This is a genomic window from Trichococcus shcherbakoviae, from assembly GCF_963666195.1.
Taxonomy (GTDB): Bacteria; Bacillota; Bacilli; order Lactobacillales; family Aerococcaceae; genus Trichococcus; species Trichococcus shcherbakoviae.
This window is the reverse complement of sequence record NZ_OY762653.1, coordinates 2,833,744-2,854,146: the sequence shown is the minus strand read 5'-3', so window position 1 is coordinate 2,854,146 and position 20,403 is coordinate 2,833,744. Positions and strand designations below refer to the sequence as shown.

Here is a 20,403-nt window from a genome sequence, read left to right as displayed (position 1 = left end):
TTTTACACTTGTGGAAGGCGCATTGCTACAGTTTTAACGACTTTTTTCTGTTCCGTCAATTGTATCCAGCCATTGCGTTCCACATCGTACAGATGCTCATAACGCTTCCCGTAAAGCAAGTAGCTCCCATCCGGCGATGCCAAAATCGGATCCATTCGCTCGACCTCAGTCAGCATCTCTGAAACGTTGCCGGAAAAATCGACCTTCGCAAGTTCGAAGCTGATGCCAGCAACGCTCTCCGGCTCCTGTTTTGGGATGACCGCAAACGTTTCATCCGAGTCATTTCCTTTTGTAAATTCCGGGATGACAAGTCCGCTTCCATCGATGATGTGCGGAAGGCTAATATAACCCTGGGTAATCAAAAGCGGATAGTAGGAAATGACAAGCAACTCTTTCTCATTGAAATCTGAAGGGGTCACTACCCATACTGATTCGCCTTCCAGTCCATAAGCGAGGATTTCCCGATCGATGACCGTATCTTTGCCAGGAAGCCGGATGTCACTCAATACCAACGCAGAAATGCCATCAGTCCCAGTTTTTTTGTGGAGGTACATATTTTCTGAATACCAAACCGGCATTTCTTCTGTATCCGGCATTTCTTCTGTATCCGGCATTTCAATCCATTCGCCATTCGACATATCCCACAGGTAATTGATGGGCCTGTCTACTGTTTTTTGGACGGAAACGAACAACTGCCCTTCGTTTGTCGGATTCCAGGAAACACCCTTCAAAATCCCTTCAGAAAAATGAAACTCAGCCAGTGATTTCCCTGACTTGTCGATCATCATGATATTATTTCCTTGTTGCGTTGCGACCTGGACCAGCATCCGCTGACCGTTTGCGGAAAGCGCAGCAAAAACAAGCCGATCTGAAAAAGCCCGGATCAGCTGTTCTTCCCCCGTGAGCAGGTCATGGCTGTACAAACCGTATTCTCCATTTGATTCCAACGCGACAAGAATAGTCCTTTCGTCCAGCCAACCCACAGCATAAAGGAATTCATCCTTGGAAATCGTTGAAAAGCTACTGCCGGAGGAAAGGTCCGGCTCACTTGCGTCAGGCCGATCAGGATACGTCAATCGTTGTGCACAGGCCGCCAGAATCAGAACACTTGAGAGTGAGAGAATGAGCCATGCTAATCGCCTTTTTCCCATGCCATCCTCCATCCTCCTGCATTTCCTTTTCCCGAAAATGTTCAGGCCCTATTTGCTGATCTCCGTCAGTGCAAGATAAGCTGCGCCAACTATTCCGGCATCGTTTCCAAGCGCAGCTAATTTTATATGCGTAGTCTTCTTGACGTTCGGGAATGAGAATTCAGCAAAATAAGTTCTTACTTGCTCCAAAAGGTATTCCCCGGCTGCTGATACACCGCCACCGATGACGATATAAGCCGGATTCAAAAGATTGCCGATATGGCTGCAGGCCAAACCCAGATAATAGGCAGCGCGATCGACTACTAGTACAGCCAACTCGTCTCCCTCTTTTGCCAAATCAAAAATCATTTTGGAAGTAATCTCCTGGCCATCGTCGATGATGAATTTCAGCTGCGCGTTGCCGGCATATTCTTCAGCATGCTTGCGGGCCAATTTGACGACGCCTGTTGCGCTGGCGACGGTCTCCAAACAGCCTTTCTTTCCGCACGTACAGTCAAATCCGCCTGGTTCTACAGTCATGTGGCCGATTTCGCCGCCGGAACCTGCAGTACCATGGATCAGATTGCCTTCCGCTATGATTCCCCCGCCGACACCTGTGCCAAGTGTCACAAATACGACGTCACGATCATCAGCACCGGCGCCTCGCCATTTTTCCCCAAGCGCGGCAACGTTTGCATCATTGTCAATAAAAATAGGGATGCCGATTTCACGCTCGATCGCTTCACGTACAGGCTGAGGCGTTTTCCAGTTCAGGTTGAAGGCGCCCTCGACAGTACCCGCTTCACGGTCCACTGCTCCCGGAGATCCCATGCCGATGCCCTGAAAATCCTCAGCAGTCATTTGGTAGAGATCCAGATGGTGTTTGATTGAAGCTATGATATCAGTTACGATGTGCGTCCCCTCATCATTTATGTTCGTAGGGATGCTCCATTTTTGCTGGATATCCCCTTCTGCTGTTAAGATAGCCAATTTCACTGAAGTGCCGCCTAAATCAATACCGATAAATTTTTTATACACGTCATTTCCTCCAATTGTTCAATTTGTATCTAGTATAACGCAAAACCGGTCCGAATTAAACCCGAATAAGCAAAGAATATAGCGCTCACAAAATAAAGGACCAGAAAAAGAAGCCTCAATCCATTTTGGCTTTTGGCAGTGCGCGGCATCGCGATGAACACGGCCGAAAGCGCCCCGCCAAGTGCCCCACCAAGATGCCCGAAATTATCGACTGCTGAGGAAAAAAATCCGAAGAAGAAATTCAGGAAAATCAACATCGTAAAATTCCGGGCCATTAACTGGATCCCAGCGTTGTGCGGAAACTGACGGCCCAGAACGATGGCTGCGGCAAACAACCCGAACAGTGAGGTGCTTGCGCCGGCTGAAATCGAGTCATTGAAGGCAAAACTCATGAGATTCCCCATCAATCCGCTCAGGAGATAGATGAGCGCAAAACGCAAAGAGCCATAGAGACTTTCCATCTGTGTGCCCAAATAATACAGGGTGATGCTGTTCACCAGAATGTGCGTGAAGCCTATATGGATGAACATGGGCGCAATCAAACGCCACCATTCCCCTTGCGCGATGGCTGGGTTGAATTTGGCGCCGAACAGGATAAGCGTCAGTACGTTGGTGCTTCCCCCGTTCACGGTCATCAGCAGGAAAATGACGATCTGAATGGCCAAGAACAAGTGTGTTACAGAGAATTGATCCGGTAAATAGGATCTTTTGGTATTATATGCCCGCATCGTGACACTCCCTTCCATTATTATCCTATTTTATACTAGAATGCTGTCGTCAACAACTTTTGGACCGGCACATCAAATGCCTCGATTTCCCAATGAGGATCCTTGAACAATTGGAATGGGAACAGCACAGACAAGGTGCGCCAGTTGTATGCAGCCAGATAGCGGTCGTAGTAGCCGCCGCCGAACCCGATGCGGTAACCCGTTTCCGAAAATGCCAATCCGGGAACAAGCAGCAGATCGATTTCTTCGGACGGTACCGGGTTTCGCTTATCGACAGGTTCCATGATGCCGAATCGGCTCCTCGCCATGGCGGTATCCGGCAAGTATTCATGAAAAGTCATGATGCGGTTCTTACCGGAATAAGGAACGACCATCCGCTTGCCTTCTTCAAGCCCCTTTTGGATGATTTTGTGCGTATCGATTTCCGGAAAATTCGACCATGTGACGCCTATCGTCTTTGCATCATGCCACTCCTCGCTGCTGCAGACTGCTGTCGTCAGCTCTTGCTCCATCCGGATCCGATTTTGGGAGGGCAAATCCCTCAATCTCCCCAGCATCTCTTTTCTTATTTGTTCTTTCATCAGAATCCCTCCTTAAGCGGTCTCTCTCACCGTTTCTACTCTGTAAAACATCCTTCCGGATAAAATAAAAAAACAACAGGATATCCTGTTGTCGTTTTAATTATTTTGTTTCACGATGCAAAGTCACGCGTCTTTCACGTGGACAATATTTTTTCACTTCAAGACGGTCCGGGTTGTTACGTTTGTTTTTCTTTGATAAGTAATTACGTTCTTTACACTCCGTACATTCCAATGTAATATTTAACCGCATATTCTTCCCTCCAAACATAAAAAAATTGAAGATCGAATCATCTTCTGCGTTTCTCATTGTATCACTTATGGAAAAATTATGCCACTATTTTTTGAACAACTTCTGCGCAAGTCCATTTTTTTGAGCATTGAGCCAATTAAATCCCAGATAAGGTTGCAGAAACAAGCGAATTTCATTAGAATGTTATCAGGCGTCAAAAAGAAGAATCGAGGTGACAAAGATGGAACAATGGACCATCGTGATTGTCTTACTGACAATCGCAATCATATTGCTGTTTGCATCATTTTTCGTCAAGGATAATGATCGCAAATTCGCCGATGAGATGAGTGAATACACTTTACAATTAACGGAAGAAATCCATGAATTGAAGCAAAGACTCATCGCTGTGGAGGAAGAATTGGGAAAAGAAGTACCCGTTTCCGAAGATTCGCAGACCGTCAAAAAAGTACACAACCTGACTAAGCAACACATCATCACTTTGTATACAAGCGGAAGAACATTTGATGAGATTGCAGAGCAACTGTCCGTCCCTATCACCACCGTGCAACTCGTTGTCGATAACTACATAGAGCAATCAATCGTATAGAGGAGAAAATAAAGTGAATAAACAAAAACTGCGTTTTTTATCCATCGGTTTTTTGTTGTCTGCCGTACTGTTGGCCGGCTTCCAGCTCTTCTATCCGGAAGCACTCCCCGGCAGCACATTCAACGGAGAAGCAACTGCCGATTCAACGGATTATCAAGAGAAATATGAAAGTACTTTGGCGGAATTGGAATTGCAGAAGCAAATTAATGAAGCTTCAATAAGCAGCGCCCCTGCCGAAGGAACTGCAGTGGCCTCCAGTGCTCCAGCTGAAACAGCGAGCATTGCCGAAAGTTCAGCTGCCCCTGCACCAAATACACCAGTCACGTTTGTCATCACTTCCGGACAACCGACGTCAGTCGTCATCGACAATCTGGTCAGCGCGGGACTCATTACCGATCGGGCTGTATTTGAACAGTACCTGAATGACCGGAATCTTGTCATGAAAATCAATATCGGAGAGTACCAATTGTCCCAAGACATGGGCTATGAAGTCATCGCCGATATGATCACACTGGAATAATAACCCAGCCTACAAAAAAAAGAAGGTGCCTGAACAAGGATATTAAAATCCTTGTTCAGGCACCTTTTTTGTGTATGTTTGGCGATAATCAGCAGTTAGTCACTTCCCAGTTGACAGGTTATTCGGCTTTAATTGCGTAATCCCCAGTGTTGAAATAAGCATCAAAAACTTTCTTGGCTATCGGTGTAGCCCGGCCCGTATCCGTGCTGAGATAAGGAACAACTACGGTTACGGTGATTTCCGGATTGTCGAATGGCGCATATCCGACGAAAGTTGAGTTGAAGACACTCTCACCCTTCAGATTATCATTGGTGCCACCATAGATGGCCTCCGCGGTCCCTGTTTTGGCGGCGACGTCGTTCGGATCTTTCCCGAATGTCGAATAAGCCGTCCCGTTCGCGCTGTGGGTTACTTGGTAAAACCCTTGCTGGACACGCTCCATCGCTTGCGCATCGACATCAACCAGATTCATCACTTTTGTCTCCAGAGTCGTTTCCAAAGCCCCCAGCGCTCCGTTCGCATCCGTACTGCGGATTTCTGAAACCAATTGAGGAGCGTATCGGGTACCGCCGTTGGCGATGGTATTGATGTATTGCGACAATTGCAGGGTCGTGTAGAGATCGTACTGTCCGAATGCTTGGTCGACAACGTTAACTGCTGTTTGATCGAACCCCACCAATCCGCTGCCTTCATTCGGAAGGTCAATCCCCGTCTTCACACCCAAACCGAACTGGGCGAAGTAGCTGCGCAGCTCATCGATCAGGTCTGCGGAAATATTCAAGGTGTCTCCTGATTCATAGTTTACTTGTCCCCCCATCATCATCGCCAATTTGACCATGTAAATATTCGACGAGCGGGCCAATGCCTCGATATCGTTTATGGCCACTTGGCTGCCGACGTTCGGGTTGAAAACAGATTTTTTCAATTTCGAACCTGGGAATTGCAGCGGTTCGTCGACGATGACATTGTTATCCGTACTGATGACACCGCTCATGTATCCGGTCAGCACCATCGCGCCCTTAATGGCCGACCCCATTCCGTAACTGGCATTAATGACACCCAATGCATCATCCACAATTTCGTTTGAGGTCGAGCGCTGTTTGCCGGTCATGCCCAGAATCTCGCCTGTATTCGGATCCGATGCCACTATATACACCCGGTCGTTGTAAGAATCGACATTGCTGTTCAGGAAATCGGTAGCGATCTGTTCGATTTCCTTTTGAAAATCGATATCGATGGTCAAGACCAGATTATCCCCGGCTTTTCCTTCATAGGATTCCTCCCGCGTCACTACTTCACCTGATTGATCCGTGATCGTTTCCCACTGTGATTTCGTGCCTGAGAGCACCGATTCGTATTCTTGCTCCAAATAGGAGTTTCCGACGCGGTCATTCCTGGCGTAGCCTTTTGCTAAATAGGTGGACACTTGATCGCTCGGCAAACCAATCTTTTCGCTGGTCACCCCACCCAAAATACTCTTCAGCAAGTCGGATTCTGGATAGATCCTGACCCAATCTGTCGCGACATCCACGCCGGACAAGCCGGACAGATTTTCGCTCACCTGTGCCAATTCTTCATCCGAGACATCCTTGTTTTTGATGCTGGTGGTCGACAAGGCATACGCGCTGTTCATCCGCTTGAAAATGGCGGCGATTTCTTTCTCTTCATCCGAATAAGCGACGTCCTCTGCCGTTATTTTTTCCAGCTCCACTTCGTACAATTCGGAACCCGGCAACAGTTTTTCGTCATCCGATAGGCGTTCCAACATGATATCGTTGTTTATGGCCATCCAATAATCCTTCAAATCACGTTCCGTCAGTTCTTCAATGCTGACGTTTATCAGACCCGCCAATGACGAGGCGACCTTCGCCATTTCCTCGGCCGTTGTATTTGCTCCTCGGGTGTAGGTTATGGAATGCTGCGGTTCATTGCCTACAAGGATGTTGCCGTCTCTGTCATATATCAAACCGCGCGGTACGGATTCCGTCACAAGTGTCGTTTCTGTACGTTTCACGATGGCTTCGAATTCATCTCCGCGAACGATCTGCAGGTATCCCAACCGGAATATCACTGCGGAAAACAGCGAAAACACGATAAAAAAGAGCAGGTTCAGGCGAAACGGGATATGCGACTTTCTCTTTCTTTTACTTTGGGTATTATCTTCCAATTTTACACCTTCCTAAAACCATAGTTCGACAACCTATTATAGCAAAAAAAGCAGGCATTACAAACGACGCAACAAATTTTTAAAGATGTGCCTTCGCTGGCTGTGCCCAGACAACCTCGGATTCTTCATAAAACCAGCTGGATATGCTAAAATAGCAGAAGCACTTGTGAAATTTTCGCTTCAACTATCCCGAGCGTTCATTCATGGTCAGGTGACTCTGCAGCAACGTCAAAAAAATTTCATTTTAAGGAGGAATGTGCAGCATGCTGAAGCGTTTCACAACCCTATCCCCACAAAAAAATATGCTTTTCCTTTCGTTCTTACTGCCCTTGTTTGTGATGATGACCATTTATGCCACCATGGGCGTTTATCCTTTCGGCAACAGCAGCTTGCTGACTGTGGATCTCGGCCAGCAATATGTGGATTTTTTCAGTTATTATCGCACTACCTTATTGTCCGATCCTTCCGCCCTTTTCTTTTCTTTCACAAAATCATTCGGCGGCGAGATGTTGGGGCTGTGGGCTTACTATCTGATGAGTCCGTTCAATCTCATTTTTCTGCTTTTCCCGCAGTCTCAGTTGCCCTTGGCGGTGACCATCTTGATCCTGATGAAGATTTCGGCGTCAGGACTGACTTTTGCTCATCTGTTGATTTCCCGGTTCGAAGGCAAAGGCTTGTTGGTCCCGTCCTTCGCCTTGAGTTATGCCTTGATGGGTTACGTCATCGTCAATCAATTGAATGTCATGTGGCTGGACGGGCTCGTTTTCCTGCCTCTGATCATTCTTGGTTTGGAGAAACTGGTGTCGGGTGAAAGTGGTCTGTCTTACAGCCTGTTTCTCGGAGTGATGCTGATTTCCAACTATTACATCGGATTCATGATCTGTGTTTTCTTGGTCTTCTATTATGTGTTCGCATTTTCCAGACAAGAAGTTGTCGGTATGAACAACCTGAAGGCGCATCTGAAGCACTTCTTCACCCAATCAGCCCGATTCATCGGTTATTCCTTGTTGGGAGCTGGCTTTGCCGCCGTCCTGCTGCTGCCCACCTTTTATTCGCTCTTGGGAAGCAAGGCAAGCTATGCCAACATGCTAATCGATTGGAGTTTCGCCTATGATCCCTTCGAAGTCGTTTCGAAGTTTTATATCGGAGCGTTCAATTTTGACCAGATGCCCAGCGGACACCCCAATCTCTTTATCGGAACTGTCGCGCTGACAGCCTACATCTATTATTTTTTCCATCCCGCCTTCTCAAAAAAAGAACGGTTCACCTCGCTTGCGTTGACCGCCCTCTTTTTTCTGGCGATGAACGTCCAGTTTCTGAATAAAATTTGGCATGCTGGACAATATCCGATCTGGTACCCTTACCGTTTTTCGTTCACCGTTTGTTTCTTTTTCCTGTTGAACGGTTTTCGGGCGTTGCGTTCCTATCGTCCTTTTCCCTTTTCGCTGGCCTGCTGTCTTTTGATCGCGAATGCGGCCACTGCCATCTATGTCCTGAAAAAGGATTTTGAATTTCTGGAGCCTGTCCAAGTACTGATAACGGCAGTCGTTTCTGTCCTCGTGCTGGTATTGCTGATGCTTAGGGACCAGCCCCGAAAATGGCTGACCTACGCTTTGCTTTTCGTGGCCACCGCAGAGATGACGGCAAATGCAGCCATCGACCTGTTTCGGTTGGGCTACGTCAAGCAGGACGAATTCGCCGATTACCAAACGAATCTGAATACGATGTTGGCGGATGTGCGGCCATCCAAGGATACATTCTACCGGATCGAAAAAACGTTCCAACGCTCCAAAAACGACAGTTTCCAAGCCAATTATGCAGGAATCAATCATTTCAGTTCCACTTTTGAAAAGGAGATTCCTGCCTTGTTCGGCTCACTGGGCTTTCCTGACGGGAACGGCTTCATCGTATACTCAACCGGGACATTATTCACGGATGCTCTGTTCGGTGTGAAGTATTTCATTCAGGACAAGAAGTTGCCGGAAACCTTTTATGACCTCAATGACGGCATATACCGTTTGAACCGCAACTCCACCCGCCCGGATTTGACCCAGTACAGTTTCTATTCAGAAACGGATAGATCCACCACCTTTGAAAATCCCTACGCGTTGTCATTGGCATTCGGGGTTTCGGAAAGCGTTTTGGATCTCGAATTGATCGAGGATCAGCCCATATTGATGCAGGAACAGTTGTTGGATGCCTTCAACAATCAAGAAAGCATCGAACCTTATTTCTCGTTGCGTCCGTTCGATTCCAACGTCTTCCAGAATGTTACATCCGCTGCCGGGGATGCACAGAACACAACCTACTATCGGTCTGTGGATGGGGCAATCTCGAGGATCGAATTCCAGTTCACCCCTACCAGCGACAATCCTTATTATCTGATTCTGGATGCGGGCATCGACGACGATGACGCAACCCTTTATGTGAATAATGTGAAGTTGGATTATTATACGACCTTCCGGAACGATCAGGTCGTCAACATCGCAAGCAACCAGCAGGGTGAAAACATCACCTTTACGATCGAACTGCGCGAGGACTCGATTCGGGTTCAGGACCTGAAACTTTATGAATTGAACAAAGCTCTGTTCAAGGAAACCATTTCAGATCGTCAGGCTGAAGGCATGACAATCACTTCTTTCAACCAGACGCACATCACGGGTTCGGTCACGATCACGGATGAAGATGAAATATTGTTGACGACGATTCCCTACAGCGAAGGCTGGGAAGTGACGATTGATGGGGCAACTGCAGAAACAACCACCGCTCTGAACGGCCTGCTGGCGGTGCCGATCAGCTCAGGTAAGCATACAATCGCGTTTACGTACCGCACCCCCTATCTGATGTCCGGCTTGTCCATCAGCGGGGGTTCAATCGCGGGTGCCTTGCTATTCAGAAAATATCGTAAAAATAAATAAGAAAAGCGGTTGGGATTTTGATCCCAACCGCTTTTCTCATTTGTCCGTTATTTAGGGAACCAAGGGAAAAATTTATTTGTCCGTTTGGAATAAGCTGCGAAATCATCGCGGTCTGCATACTTCTTCTCAAGCAGCGGGACACCTGATACGAACAACAGCAGTAACGTCATGACGATCGGACTGATGATCATGTACAGGCTGCCCCATCCATCCAAAGCTACGATGAAAATGCCCCACCACATCGCGGCCTCTCCAAAGTAATTCGGATGGCGCGTGTACTGCCACAGACCCTCCATCATCAGCTTGCCCTTGTTGCTTGGATCGGATTTGAACCGTTTGAGTTGCGCGTCCCCGATCGTCTCGAAGAGAAAACCGACAATCCATAACCCGATGCCCACAAAATGGAACGGCGCCAACTCCTGATTTGCCGAAGTGTTCGTAACGATGATCGGCAAAGATACTGCAAAAGCCAAAACCCCTTGCAAAATAAAGACATTCGCGTAAGCTTTCAGACGCACAAAAGATGTTCCCCATTGTTTCCGCATGTTGATGTATCGGTAATCTTCAGGTTTGTTCCAATTGCGGACCGTGATGTACAAAAAGAGACGCAAAGCCCATACCGCAACCATCGTAAACAACACGATCGCCCGCAGACCGATGACATCCGATGTCAGGAAGGTCACGATTGCGACCAGCAGGAAAGCCGGTCCCCAAAAACTGTCCACTATCGAATTATTATTCAGGTACTGCGCACCGATGAACACAATCGAAAAAAATATCCAAAGCGCCAGAGCACTTAACAGAAAAGCACTCATTTTATGATTCCTCCTCACACATGTAGGAAATTGCCACAGTCCCTACCCCCGCGCTCATTCCAACAATCGTAGAAATATTCATGATATATTCCGGTTCCTTGCCGAATAAGGCGACGCTGCGCTTACGGTACGCTTCTGCTTTTTCGGGATTATTGGCATGCACAATCGCATACCTTGAAACCTTCTGCTGTTCATTTACTTTTTCCAGCAGTCTGAATAGTTTCTTTTCATTGCCCTTTTCGCTGAAGGCCTTCTCGGCTATCGAACCTTTGCCTTTTGCGTCGATGGATACGACAGGCTTCAGATTGATCGACATTGCGGCCATCCCCGAAACTTTGCTTAAACGTCCGGATCTCACCATGTATTTCAGGTTGTTGACGCTGACGAAGATGTTTGTCCGGTCCCTCAAGCGCTCAATCGTTGAAACAACGTCATCAAAAGGCGTTTCCGCCGCGATCATTTCCGCAGCTTTCATGACAAGCAACCCCTCCGCACCGGAATTCCGTTTCGAATCGATCACGGCGATTTTTTTGCCTTCATGCAGTTTTTTTGAAACGGCATTCTGGAACACGCTGTTGGTTCCGCTCTGCTCTTTCGCGACAGTCAAAATGATGACCTCATCGTAATGGGAGAGCACCGTTTCCAGATATTTCTCGACAACGCTCGGATTCGGCTGTGAACTTTTCGGGTATTCAATGGCTTCTTCCAACAAAGGATAGAAAAGTTCTGGCGTCATCGTCACTTTGTCGAGATAGGAAGTGTTGTCAAAATTCAGATTGAGCGGCAACATATGCACTTGATAGCGATCAAGCATTGTCTGCGGAATATCCGCAATCGAGTCCGTGATCAGTGCGGTGGCGTATTTTCGATCAAAAGCTGATTCGTTCTGTCTGACCATATCATCCGCCTTCTGCTGCAGAATGACGCCTTTTTTTCGCAAAACTTGGAATACCTGCTCCGGCGCATTGGCATGGATATGGATCCTGGCTTTGTGGTCGTTGCCTGCCACAATCAAGGAATCCCCGTAGAGTGCCAGTTCCGCTTTCAATGCTTCCAGATCAATCGCATCCCCTGACAACAGCGCTTCGGTGCAATAACGGTGGTGTATCTCCCCTTGGCTATGGATCAATTCCTCATTGAAGGCAAGGTCTACCGGTTCATCGCTGACCTCCAAATCCACCTTTCCGGTGCGCAAAAACGTCGCAAATCCTTGCAGAAAGTAGACAAAACCCTTCGCGCCGGAATCGACGACTCTGGAATCCTGGAGCACTTTCAGTCTCGATGTCGTCGCTTCCAAAGATTTGTTGGCCGTAACCAGCGATTTTGAAAACAATTCGGAAAATGTAGCTGAAAGATCTCTATGGCTGTATACCGCATCCGCCCATTCCCGGATGACGGTGATGATTGTCCCTTCCACCGGATCGGAAATAGCCTGATAGGCATAAGGGACCGCCTTTTTGACTGTTTCTGCAAATGAAGGGATTGTTATCATCTCCTCATCCATCAGGCTCAGGAAGATCCCATTGATGTACTGGGCAATGATGATGCCGGAATTCCCCCTGGCCCCAGTCAAAGCAGCATCGGCTATGCTGCTCATCGTTTCCTTGACTGATCCGGAAATTTTCGCCTCCAGGATGATCGCATGCATGGTTGAAGAAAGGTTACTCCCGGTATCCCCGTCAGCGACCGGAAATACGTTGATTTCATTCAGGTTGTTTTTGTTCTTGATGACCTCCTGCGCACCTGACACAAAAGAATAGTAAAGCTTTTCGCTGTCCAATTTTGAAATGTCCATTGGTCTTCCCCAATCCGCTCGTAGGCTATTTTGGTAGCTCAAAGAAATCTTTGGGCTGCAATATACGTTATGCCGGCAGTTGCCGCATTCAAGAAAGTCCCCCAAACCAAATCGATCACTGTGATCATGATCGGCCAATCCTTCAAAGTCGCCAGATTGGTCAAGTCATATGTCCCATATGCGATCAAACCGAAAAACCCGCCAACCAAAATGGCATATTGCAGACTTTCCTTCAAAAGGGCCGGTTGGATCACAAAAAATACGAGGCCCCCTATGAATAGCAGATAAAATACGATTGCCGCAACCCAGTTGACATTCGGGGACATGAGATGACCCAAATACTTGCTGTAAATATTTTTGGATACCACACCCAACCAGACAATATCCACCAAAAAAAACACAAAAAATGTCAGTAAATACAATTTGATGCTGTCCATCTTTTCTTCCTCCCTTTCCATGATCCGTCGCTGAATTTAGTCGCTTGTTCTTTCGGATAAAATGCCATCTTCCATCACATATACTTTATCACAATATTCAATCAAACGCTCATCGTGGGTCACCATGATGGTCGCCTTTTTCTTTAATTTTGTTTCTCGGGCAAGAATTTCAACCACTTCGAATGCCTTCTGTGTGTCCAGACTGGCGGTCGGTTCGTCAGCAAGTATGACTGATGGGTCATGGTAAAGGGCACGGGCGATGGCAACACGCTGCCTCTGCCCGCCGGAGAGATCGCTCGGGAATTTGTCCTTCAATTCGAAGATGCCCAATTCTTTCAACAATTCATCCCGTTTTTGTTTGTCCACTTTGCTTCGCTCGACTTTATTGGCCAAATGCAGTTGATCCTGAACCGTCAGAAACGGGACCAGATTCGAGGCTTGCAGAATAAACCCGATCTCTTCAAATCTTAGTTTGGCGCGTTTTTTCTCGGTCACCTCACTGAATGGTTTCCCATTGATCAAGACCTTTCCGGAAGACGGTGTCTGAAGACCTCCTGTGATGGTCAAGAAAGTGCTCTTGCCTGATCCGCTCGGGCCGATGACGGCTACAAACTCACCGGCCTTTATGGAAATATTCGTTGTTTTAAGCGCTTCTATCTTAAGTTCCCCTTCCCCGAATGACCGGGAAACATCTATCATTTCAATTAATTTCATCTGCTGACTCTCCTATCCGATTGCCTTTAATGGGTCTATTTTTACAACTGCCCTTACGGAAAATACTCCACCGATCATGGCCATGATGACCAGCAAGCCGGCTATGCCACTCAAAAAATATAAGTTTGTGCGGTAAGGAACAGCGGCCGGCAAGACTAACGCTGTCACACCTGTCAATATCAACCCGATGCCGACTCCAATAGCCGCCAACAGGAACGTTTGGATGACGACTGATTTTGCGATATAACCGCTTGAAATCCCTTGTGCTTTCATGACCCCAAACATGCTCGATTTCTGCATGGTAAGGACATAGATGAAAATACCGATCACTACTGACGCAATGACGACCAAAAATCCGATCATCAAACCGAATGTCAACACCTGAGCAGTGTATCCTGGAATTTCATTGATGTAATCCGCAATCGGATATACGTTCAGATCTTCGTTTCCAGTGTCCACCGCTTCAATCGTGTCATCGATTCCCCGCACTACGATTGCACTGATGCGCCCTTCCTCAGACTCATCAATCTGTTCAAAACGCACATCCTGATAGGAAGATACAGTCGTGTACAAAACCGGCGCGACACTGAACTTAGCGTCTTCAGTGAACCCGACTACTTCTACTTCCTTGTCCGATCCCGCCAACTGGAGCGTGTCGCCAATGACTACGCCCTCTTCTTCCTTCAGACTGATGTCTGCAACGACTTCATCATCATTTTGGAAAGCTCTTCCCTCGATCACTTCAGGCATCAGGAATTGATCCGATTCGATACCAAAAAAAGTTGTATTTATTTTTGCATCATCGCCTGACGTCCCTTTTTTCCTGATGACATTAGGAGCTATTCCGATTACAGCCGCTTCGTCAGCATCCACTTCATCAATGGCTCCTCTTGGCATCATGGACATATTGATATTCGTGTTCGACTCGTCAGTCAGAATGATGCCGTCCGCATCCCATTTATCAATGCTGGTCCGATTATCCTGTGCCAACCCATAGGCAAGGCCAACCAAGAAGAACACCAAATACGATACCAGCACCATTACTCCAATTATCAAAGAAAATCTTGTTTTTGAATGTTTAATTTCTTTCCAAGCTAAAAACATTACTCCACCCCTTTATTTTTGTTTTACAGACTGTTCTGGTCTATGCCGCCCATTGATTTGTTCAATATTTTCAACTGTTTCATCAACAACAGTCCATCGATGCCTTCCAGGCTACAGGCGTTCACTTCCGACAAAATAGCCAAATTGATTGCTTTCTTTGAAGTGATGCCTTTTTCACTCAAGGTAACGATCGTAGCGCGCTTGTCCAAAAGGGACGGTTCCTTCGTGATCCACCCCTGTTTCTCGAGGCGGTTCAAAATGGGGTTCAACGTTCCGATACCCATCCCTAACCGCTCCCCGATGTGTTTGATCAATATATTGTCCTCATCCCATAAGGCCAGCAAGACCAAATACTGCGGGAATGTCAAATGGAAATCTTTCAATGCACGGTTATACATTTTGCCGAAACCATTTGCAGCCCGATAGACCTCGAAACAAAGCTGATCCTCAAGCGGCCTTTCAAAAATAGATTCATCCATCCTGATACCGCCTCCTTTCCAAATTCGCCTCAACGACCAATATACATCTTACAAGATATATATTAATCGATAAAATCTGGAAAGTAAAACAATCGCACTTGGAAGTGCCGCAAACCGAAAAAACTAGAACAGCAATATTACGATAGCAAAAAAAGGACTCAGAGCGGGTGCCCTGAATCCTTTAAGTGGATTGCAATAACTTTATGCTTATTTTGCCGCAGCTAAACGACTGTTGACTTCATCCCAGTTCACAAGGTTCCAGAATGCTTTGATGTACTCCGGACGCACGTTCTTGTAGTTCAGGTAATAAGCATGTTCCCATACATCAAGACCCAAAATCGGCGTTTTGCCTTCGCTGATAGGCGAATCTTGGTTTGGTGTGGAGGTGATTTCCAATTTACCATCGGAAACTACCAGCCAAGCCCATCCGGATCCGAAACGACCTACTGCTGCTGCTGTGAATTTTTCTTTCATGGCATCAAAGCTGCCGAAAGCCTCTTCGATTCCGTCTTTGACAGCTCCTGTAGGTTCTCCGCCCGCATTAGGCGCCAAAACTGTCCAGAATAAGCTGTGGTTTGCATGTCCGCCGCCGTTGTTGCGGACAGCCGTACGGATGTCCTCCGGAACGCTGTTCAAGTCAGCCAATAATTCCTCGATCGTTTTTTCAGCCAGCTCAGGGTGTTTCTCCAATGCTGCGTTCACATTCGTAATGTAAGTATTATGATGTTTCTCATGATGCAAATGCATCGTTTCCTCATCGATGTATGGTGTCAAAGCGTCGTACGCGTAAGGTAATGCTGGTAATGTAAAAGCCATGTTAAATTCCTCCTAAAATAGTTTAGTGATTCCTGACTGATTTCACTGTATCATCAATCGCTCACTTTATCAAAAATAAAGCCTCGAAGCCGTAGCAATTTTTGATTGCTAAATGAATCCATTTTCGATAGACTGGACAAGTATGATGCAGAAAGCGGTGATCAAAATCTCAATCGTTAGTTTAGTCAAAGACAGTTTTATGGATCCAAAGCAATTGTTGGGTGCCAAGACATTAAAAAAAGGCCCTGCCTTTTTGCTCTTCATCTTGCTCTCACTGACCGTCAGCATCCCCCTGTTTTTGGATGGATATGCTACGCTTCAAAAATTTTCGGCAGATGCGGGCGTGATAGCGGATAATATACCTGCATTCACCATTTCGGACAGCGCATTGCGGTTGGAGGATCCCACGGAAAAAGGTTTCATTTATAAAACCGACACAGTCCTATTGGCTTTCGATAGTCAGGAAATTTACACGCAGAGAGAAATCGAAAAAGAAATGTCATCCCCTGTTTTGATTTTGAGCCTCGTATTTTCAAAGGATGCCTTCACCCTCTACGCTCAAGACGTCCCATTCCGGTTGCCTTACGAACAGGCTGATGACATTACGGACCAGACGTTCAAAAAGTTATTGCGTAATTTTTCCAGCGATCAGCTTTTTTCCAGTGTGATCATGCTCTTGTTCAGTCTTTTCATTTCATCGTTCAGTGTCCTTCTTACGCTCTTGATAATCGCGCTGTTCGGGAATGTATTGACAGGATTCATGCGGAAAAAACTCCCTTTCCGAGAAATACTTAGGATGGCGCTGATAGCCTCAGTCGTCCCAGTGGTTTTCTTTAGTCTATTGAACGGATTCGGCCTCTACCCGATGATCCAGGATGAAGCGATTGCCCTCATCGGTATATTCTATTTCTACAAAGCCCTCAAAGAATAGCAGGAAGGCCGCAACCTTTTCGTAAGCGTCCGCTTCCTGCCCAAAAAGAGGCCGCAGCATATGATCGAAGGATCATCTTGCTGCGGCCTCTTTTTTTATATTGTTGGCTAGCTTCACGGGTAAGCCCTTCGGAAATTAGATAAATCAGTCCTATTGCGCTCTACGATGCTCAGTCGGACTGATTTCCTAAATTTCTTTCAGGGCTGAACGAACCCGTTCAGCTTTTCTTATCTTTTATCCGTGGTTGCGGGTTTTGCTTGCTCTTCTTTTGCGTTTCTGTTGGCTGGCGATATTTTCTTTCAGTTTGCGTTTGTAGCCAGGCTTCACTTGTTTCTTAGCCTTGTTTACCATTCCGCGGATGCGGTGATCGGGTTCCAATTGACTCGGAGCGTTTCTCATCTCACGGCGTTTTCTTTCGTAAGTTTCGACAAGTTGATCTTTTTCGATAGCTACCGGTTTGAAAACAACCCCGTACTTCTCCAGATCGTCGATTGCCTTTTCCTCACCTGGTGCGTACAAAGTGATCGCAGTTCCTTTTAAGTTGCTGCGTCCCGTTCTGCCCGTACGGTGTACGAAGAATTCCATGTCCTTCGGCAGTTCATAGTTGATGACGTGTGAAACGCCTTCGATATCGATGCCGCGTGCAGCCAAATCGGTAGCCACCATGAATTGGTACTCCAGATTATGGACTCTTCTCATGATGCGTTTGCGTTCACGAGCAGGCACATCGCCATGCAAGACCGCCGGCTGAATGCCACGTTGTCTCAGTCCATCAGCGATTTCCTCGGCATTTTGTTTTGTATTGGCAAAAATCAATGCCAGATACGGTTCTCCCATTGTCAACACTTGATACAGAACATCAATTTTTGCTTGTCCTTTAGTGGACAGCAACAGATTATCGATTGCCGGTGCAATGATATGTTCCGGTTTCAACTGGACAACGACAGGGTTTTCGACGTATTTCTTCAAGAAACCCTTCAGTTTCTCTGGGATCGTAGCGGAGAATACCAGCATCTGGAGTTTCTCCGGCAAACGGCCGGCAATCTGATCGACATCATGCAGGAAGCCTAGATCCAGTGTCATATCCGCTTCGTCAATGACCATTTTGGATGCGGTATGGATCTTCAGAGCTTGCTCATTGATCAAGTCAAGGATCCTGCCGGGAGTTCCGATTACGATATGCGGTTGGTTGTTGACTAGTTTCGACATTTGTCGTTTTTTGTCTGTACCGCCTACGTAGCTGACGATACGGATTTCTTCGGGCGCGTTTGAGACCAGTTGGCTGGCTGTCTGATACAGTTGTTCTGCTAGCTCACGGCTAGGTGAAGTGATGACAACTTGGACTTCATTTTTTGATGGGTCGATTGCATCAATCAAGGGCAGCAAGAAGCTATGGCTTTTCCCTGTTCCTGTCTGAGATTGGCCAATCACGCTCTTTCCGGTTCTAATGATCGGGATAATTTGTTTTTGGATATCGGTCGGTTCTTTGAAATTCAATTTGCTGATTGCCTCCAGCAAAAATGGCTTCAATTGAAAGTCTTTAAATTCCACGTTTACACCTCTTGTTTTTCTTCTGCGTATTTTATGCCTTACCATTATAACACACGCGCAAGGTTTAAACCTTAATTTCAGATAAGAATTTGAAAATTGAGCACGTAAATTTATTCGCAATATATTTACATACGCAACCGAAAGTACCCCGTCAAAGAAAGCGTCATCGTGAAAACAGACGCTTTCTTTCATTGCTAACCGTAAATGATAATAGTATAATGATATAATGAATAGAATCTAATAATAATAAAAAGGAGGGCATGTAATGATTACCCAAAATACTGCTCTGTTCACTATTTTCGGAGCAACTGGTGATTTGGCTCACCGCAAACTGTATCCATCATTATTTCGCTTATACAAAAAAGGATTCATCAAAGATAATTTTGCCGTCATTGGAACAGCGAGACGAGACTGGACTGATGAATATTTCCGTGAAGTGGTCTTGGATTCCATCAAAGATTTGACTGAGGATAAGGAAGATGCTCTATCTTTTGCAGCCCATTTCTATTACATCGCCCACAATGTCAACGACTCGGAACACTACATCAAATTGAAGGTCTTGTCCGAATCCTTGGATGCCAAGTATTCGCTGTCAGGGAACCGCATCTTCTATCTGGCGATGTCTCCGGAGTTTTTCGGCATCATTGCTGAAAAACTGAAAGAACAAAAATTGATCACAGCAGACGGATTCAACCGTTTGATTATTGAGAAGCCATTCGGACGCGATTTCGAATCCGCGGATGCACTGAACACTAAGCTGCGCAAATCGTTTGATGAGAACCAAATCTTCCGTATCGATCATTATTTGGGCAAAGAAATGGTGCAGAACATCTCAGCCGTCCGTTTTTCCAATATGATTTTCGAGTCGCTGTGGAACAACAAGTACATCGACAATGTTCAGATCACCCTCTCCGAAACTGTGGGCGTGGAAGAACGCGGCGCTTATTACGACAACAATGGTGCTTTGCGCGATATGGTGCAAAATCATATCCTTCAGATTGTTGCCTTGTTGGTTATGGAACCACCTCTGTCCTTGCAAGGCGAGGATGTCCGTTCCGAGAAAATTAAGGCGCTTCGTTCCCTGCGTCTGTACAACACGCCGGAAGAGGTCAACCGCAACTTTATCCGAGCCCAGTATGCCGGAAATCCTGCCAAAGCTTTGCAAGCATATCGGGAGGAACCTAACGTCAATCCTGCTTCATCAACAGAAACCTTTGTTGCCGGCAAAATACTAGTCGATAATTTCCGTTGGAAAGGCGTTCCCTTCTACATCCGGACCGGTAAACAAATGGCTTCAAAAGAAACATACATCCATATCCAGTTCAAACATGTATCGATGAATATCTTCCCTACAGAAGGTGTCGACGAAATCGCTGAACCGAATGTCCTGACCATCCATGTTTCGCCGCTGGAAGGCTTCTCCTTACGTCTGAACGCCAAACGCGTCGGTCAAGGTACCGAGATGAAGAACATCCGTATGCACCACATCTACGATGAGGAGACGCAGGCAAACAGCCCTGAAGCTTATGAACGACTCTTATTGGATTGCCTGAACGGCGATCCGACAAACTTTTCCCACTGGGATGAAGTCGCACAGTCTTGGCACTTCGTTGATGAGATCCGCAAAGTTTGGGATGCCCAAGAAGATTGCACGGATACCCTTTTCGCGTATGAGAGCCACTCGATGGGACCAAGAGAAAGTGACGCTTTGCTTGAGCAGGACGAATTCAGCTGGACTGAATTCAACTGGAGTCAAAGTTATAAAGAAAAACAGGAAAACGAATAAACTAAAGGCCGGACAAAAGCGAAACGACGCTTTTGTCCGGCCTTTTTTGGTTCCCGT

At 46.6% G+C, this 20,403-nt stretch carries 19 protein-coding genes; 5 read left to right on the top strand and 14 right to left on the bottom strand.

Annotation, left to right across the window (positions count from 1 at the left end):
- Positions 1-2 precede the first annotated feature (2 nt).
- The 5 genes from ACKPBX_RS13500 to rpmG all read right to left on the bottom strand — a co-directional run bounded on the left by ACKPBX_RS13500 (position 3) and on the right by rpmG (position 3,727).
- The gene (locus tag ACKPBX_RS13500) at positions 3-1,151 is read right to left on the bottom strand and encodes a YqgU-like beta propeller domain-containing protein (RefSeq protein ID WP_319995623.1); all 1,149 of its coding nucleotides are present in this window, start codon (positions 1,149-1,151) and stop codon (positions 3-5) included.
- A 48-nt stretch (positions 1,152-1,199) separates the two neighbouring features.
- Positions 1,200-2,168, bottom strand: coding sequence for an ROK family glucokinase (locus ACKPBX_RS13495; protein WP_086628100.1), 969 nt, complete (start codon positions 2,166-2,168; stop codon positions 1,200-1,202).
- Positions 2,169-2,197: 29 nt separating this feature from the next.
- Positions 2,198-2,896 (bottom strand): rhomboid family intramembrane serine protease, encoded by a 699-nt coding sequence (locus ACKPBX_RS13490; RefSeq protein ID WP_319995622.1) that lies wholly within the window; start codon positions 2,894-2,896, stop codon positions 2,198-2,200.
- Between the two features lie 35 nt (positions 2,897-2,931).
- Positions 2,932-3,477: a 5-formyltetrahydrofolate cyclo-ligase gene (locus tag ACKPBX_RS13485; protein WP_319995621.1), complete on the bottom strand. Its 546-nt coding sequence runs from the start codon at positions 3,475-3,477 to the stop codon at positions 2,932-2,934.
- A gap of 100 nt (positions 3,478-3,577) precedes the next feature.
- Positions 3,578-3,727 carry a 50S ribosomal protein L33 gene (rpmG, locus tag ACKPBX_RS13480; RefSeq protein WP_068560829.1) on the bottom strand — a complete coding sequence of 50 codons (150 nt, stop codon included), beginning with the start codon at positions 3,725-3,727 and terminating at the stop codon, positions 3,578-3,580.
- Positions 3,728-3,947: 220 nt separating this feature from the next.
- Here rpmG and ACKPBX_RS13475 point away from each other — a divergent pair, with 220 nt between their 5' ends.
- Together ACKPBX_RS13475 and ACKPBX_RS13470 are read left to right on the top strand one after the other, a co-directional pair.
- Positions 3,948-4,313 carry a DUF6115 domain-containing protein gene (locus ACKPBX_RS13475; protein ID WP_086941608.1) on the top strand — a complete coding sequence of 122 codons (366 nt, stop codon included), beginning with the start codon at positions 3,948-3,950 and terminating at the stop codon, positions 4,311-4,313.
- 13 nt (positions 4,314-4,326) lie between these two features.
- Positions 4,327-4,833, top strand: coding sequence for a hypothetical protein (locus ACKPBX_RS13470; protein ID WP_086628104.1), 507 nt, complete (start codon positions 4,327-4,329; stop codon positions 4,831-4,833).
- 118 nt (positions 4,834-4,951) lie between these two features.
- On the opposite strand, the gene ACKPBX_RS13465 is transcribed toward ACKPBX_RS13470, so the two are convergent.
- A complete protein-coding gene (locus ACKPBX_RS13465) occupies positions 4,952-7,000 on the bottom strand; it encodes a peptidoglycan D,D-transpeptidase FtsI family protein (RefSeq protein ID WP_319995620.1) in 2,049 nt (682 codons plus the stop codon).
- 263 nt (positions 7,001-7,263) lie between these two features.
- On the opposite strand from ACKPBX_RS13465, the gene ACKPBX_RS13460 reads away from it, so the two are divergent.
- The gene (locus ACKPBX_RS13460; protein ID WP_319995619.1) at positions 7,264-9,918 is read left to right on the top strand and encodes a YfhO family protein; all 2,655 of its coding nucleotides are present in this window, start codon (positions 7,264-7,266) and stop codon (positions 9,916-9,918) included.
- Between the two features lie 47 nt (positions 9,919-9,965).
- On the opposite strand, the gene ACKPBX_RS13455 is transcribed toward ACKPBX_RS13460, so the two are convergent.
- The 7 genes from ACKPBX_RS13455 to ACKPBX_RS13425 form a co-directional block, all read right to left on the bottom strand.
- Entirely contained in the window at positions 9,966-10,733 is a 768-nt protein-coding gene (locus ACKPBX_RS13455; protein WP_319995618.1) for a DUF1295 domain-containing protein, read from the bottom strand.
- Between the two features lies 1 nt (position 10,734).
- A complete protein-coding gene (locus ACKPBX_RS13450; RefSeq protein WP_086628108.1) occupies positions 10,735-12,528 on the bottom strand; it encodes a DAK2 domain-containing protein in 1,794 nt (597 codons plus the stop codon).
- Between the two features lie 38 nt (positions 12,529-12,566).
- Entirely contained in the window at positions 12,567-12,965 is a 399-nt protein-coding gene (locus tag ACKPBX_RS13445) for a DUF2177 family protein (RefSeq protein ID WP_086628109.1), read from the bottom strand.
- A 36-nt stretch (positions 12,966-13,001) separates the two neighbouring features.
- Positions 13,002-13,679 (bottom strand): ABC transporter ATP-binding protein, encoded by a 678-nt coding sequence (locus ACKPBX_RS13440; protein ID WP_086628110.1) that lies wholly within the window; start codon positions 13,677-13,679, stop codon positions 13,002-13,004.
- A gap of 12 nt (positions 13,680-13,691) precedes the next feature.
- The gene (locus ACKPBX_RS13435; RefSeq protein WP_086628111.1) at positions 13,692-14,783 is read right to left on the bottom strand and encodes an ABC transporter permease; all 1,092 of its coding nucleotides are present in this window, start codon (positions 14,781-14,783) and stop codon (positions 13,692-13,694) included.
- Between the two features lie 23 nt (positions 14,784-14,806).
- Positions 14,807-15,262 carry a MarR family winged helix-turn-helix transcriptional regulator gene (locus ACKPBX_RS13430; protein ID WP_319995617.1) on the bottom strand — a complete coding sequence of 152 codons (456 nt, stop codon included), beginning with the start codon at positions 15,260-15,262 and terminating at the stop codon, positions 14,807-14,809.
- A gap of 207 nt (positions 15,263-15,469) precedes the next feature.
- Positions 15,470-16,078 carry a superoxide dismutase gene (locus ACKPBX_RS13425; protein ID WP_119093065.1) on the bottom strand — a complete coding sequence of 203 codons (609 nt, stop codon included), beginning with the start codon at positions 16,076-16,078 and terminating at the stop codon, positions 15,470-15,472.
- A gap of 142 nt (positions 16,079-16,220) precedes the next feature.
- Between ACKPBX_RS13425 and ACKPBX_RS13420 the strand changes: the two genes are divergently transcribed.
- Positions 16,221-17,009, top strand: coding sequence for a DUF1189 family protein (locus tag ACKPBX_RS13420; RefSeq protein WP_233436793.1), 789 nt, complete (start codon positions 16,221-16,223; stop codon positions 17,007-17,009).
- Between the two features lie 234 nt (positions 17,010-17,243).
- Here the strand turns inward: ACKPBX_RS13420 and ACKPBX_RS13415 are convergent, their stop codons facing one another.
- Positions 17,244-18,560: a DEAD/DEAH box helicase gene (locus ACKPBX_RS13415; protein ID WP_370738852.1), complete on the bottom strand. Its 1,317-nt coding sequence runs from the start codon at positions 18,558-18,560 to the stop codon at positions 17,244-17,246.
- Positions 18,561-18,825: 265 nt separating this feature from the next.
- Here ACKPBX_RS13415 and zwf point away from each other — a divergent pair, with 265 nt between their 5' ends.
- A complete protein-coding gene (gene zwf / locus ACKPBX_RS13410) occupies positions 18,826-20,346 on the top strand; it encodes a glucose-6-phosphate dehydrogenase (RefSeq protein ID WP_086628116.1) in 1,521 nt (506 codons plus the stop codon).
- Positions 20,347-20,403 lie beyond the last annotated feature (57 nt).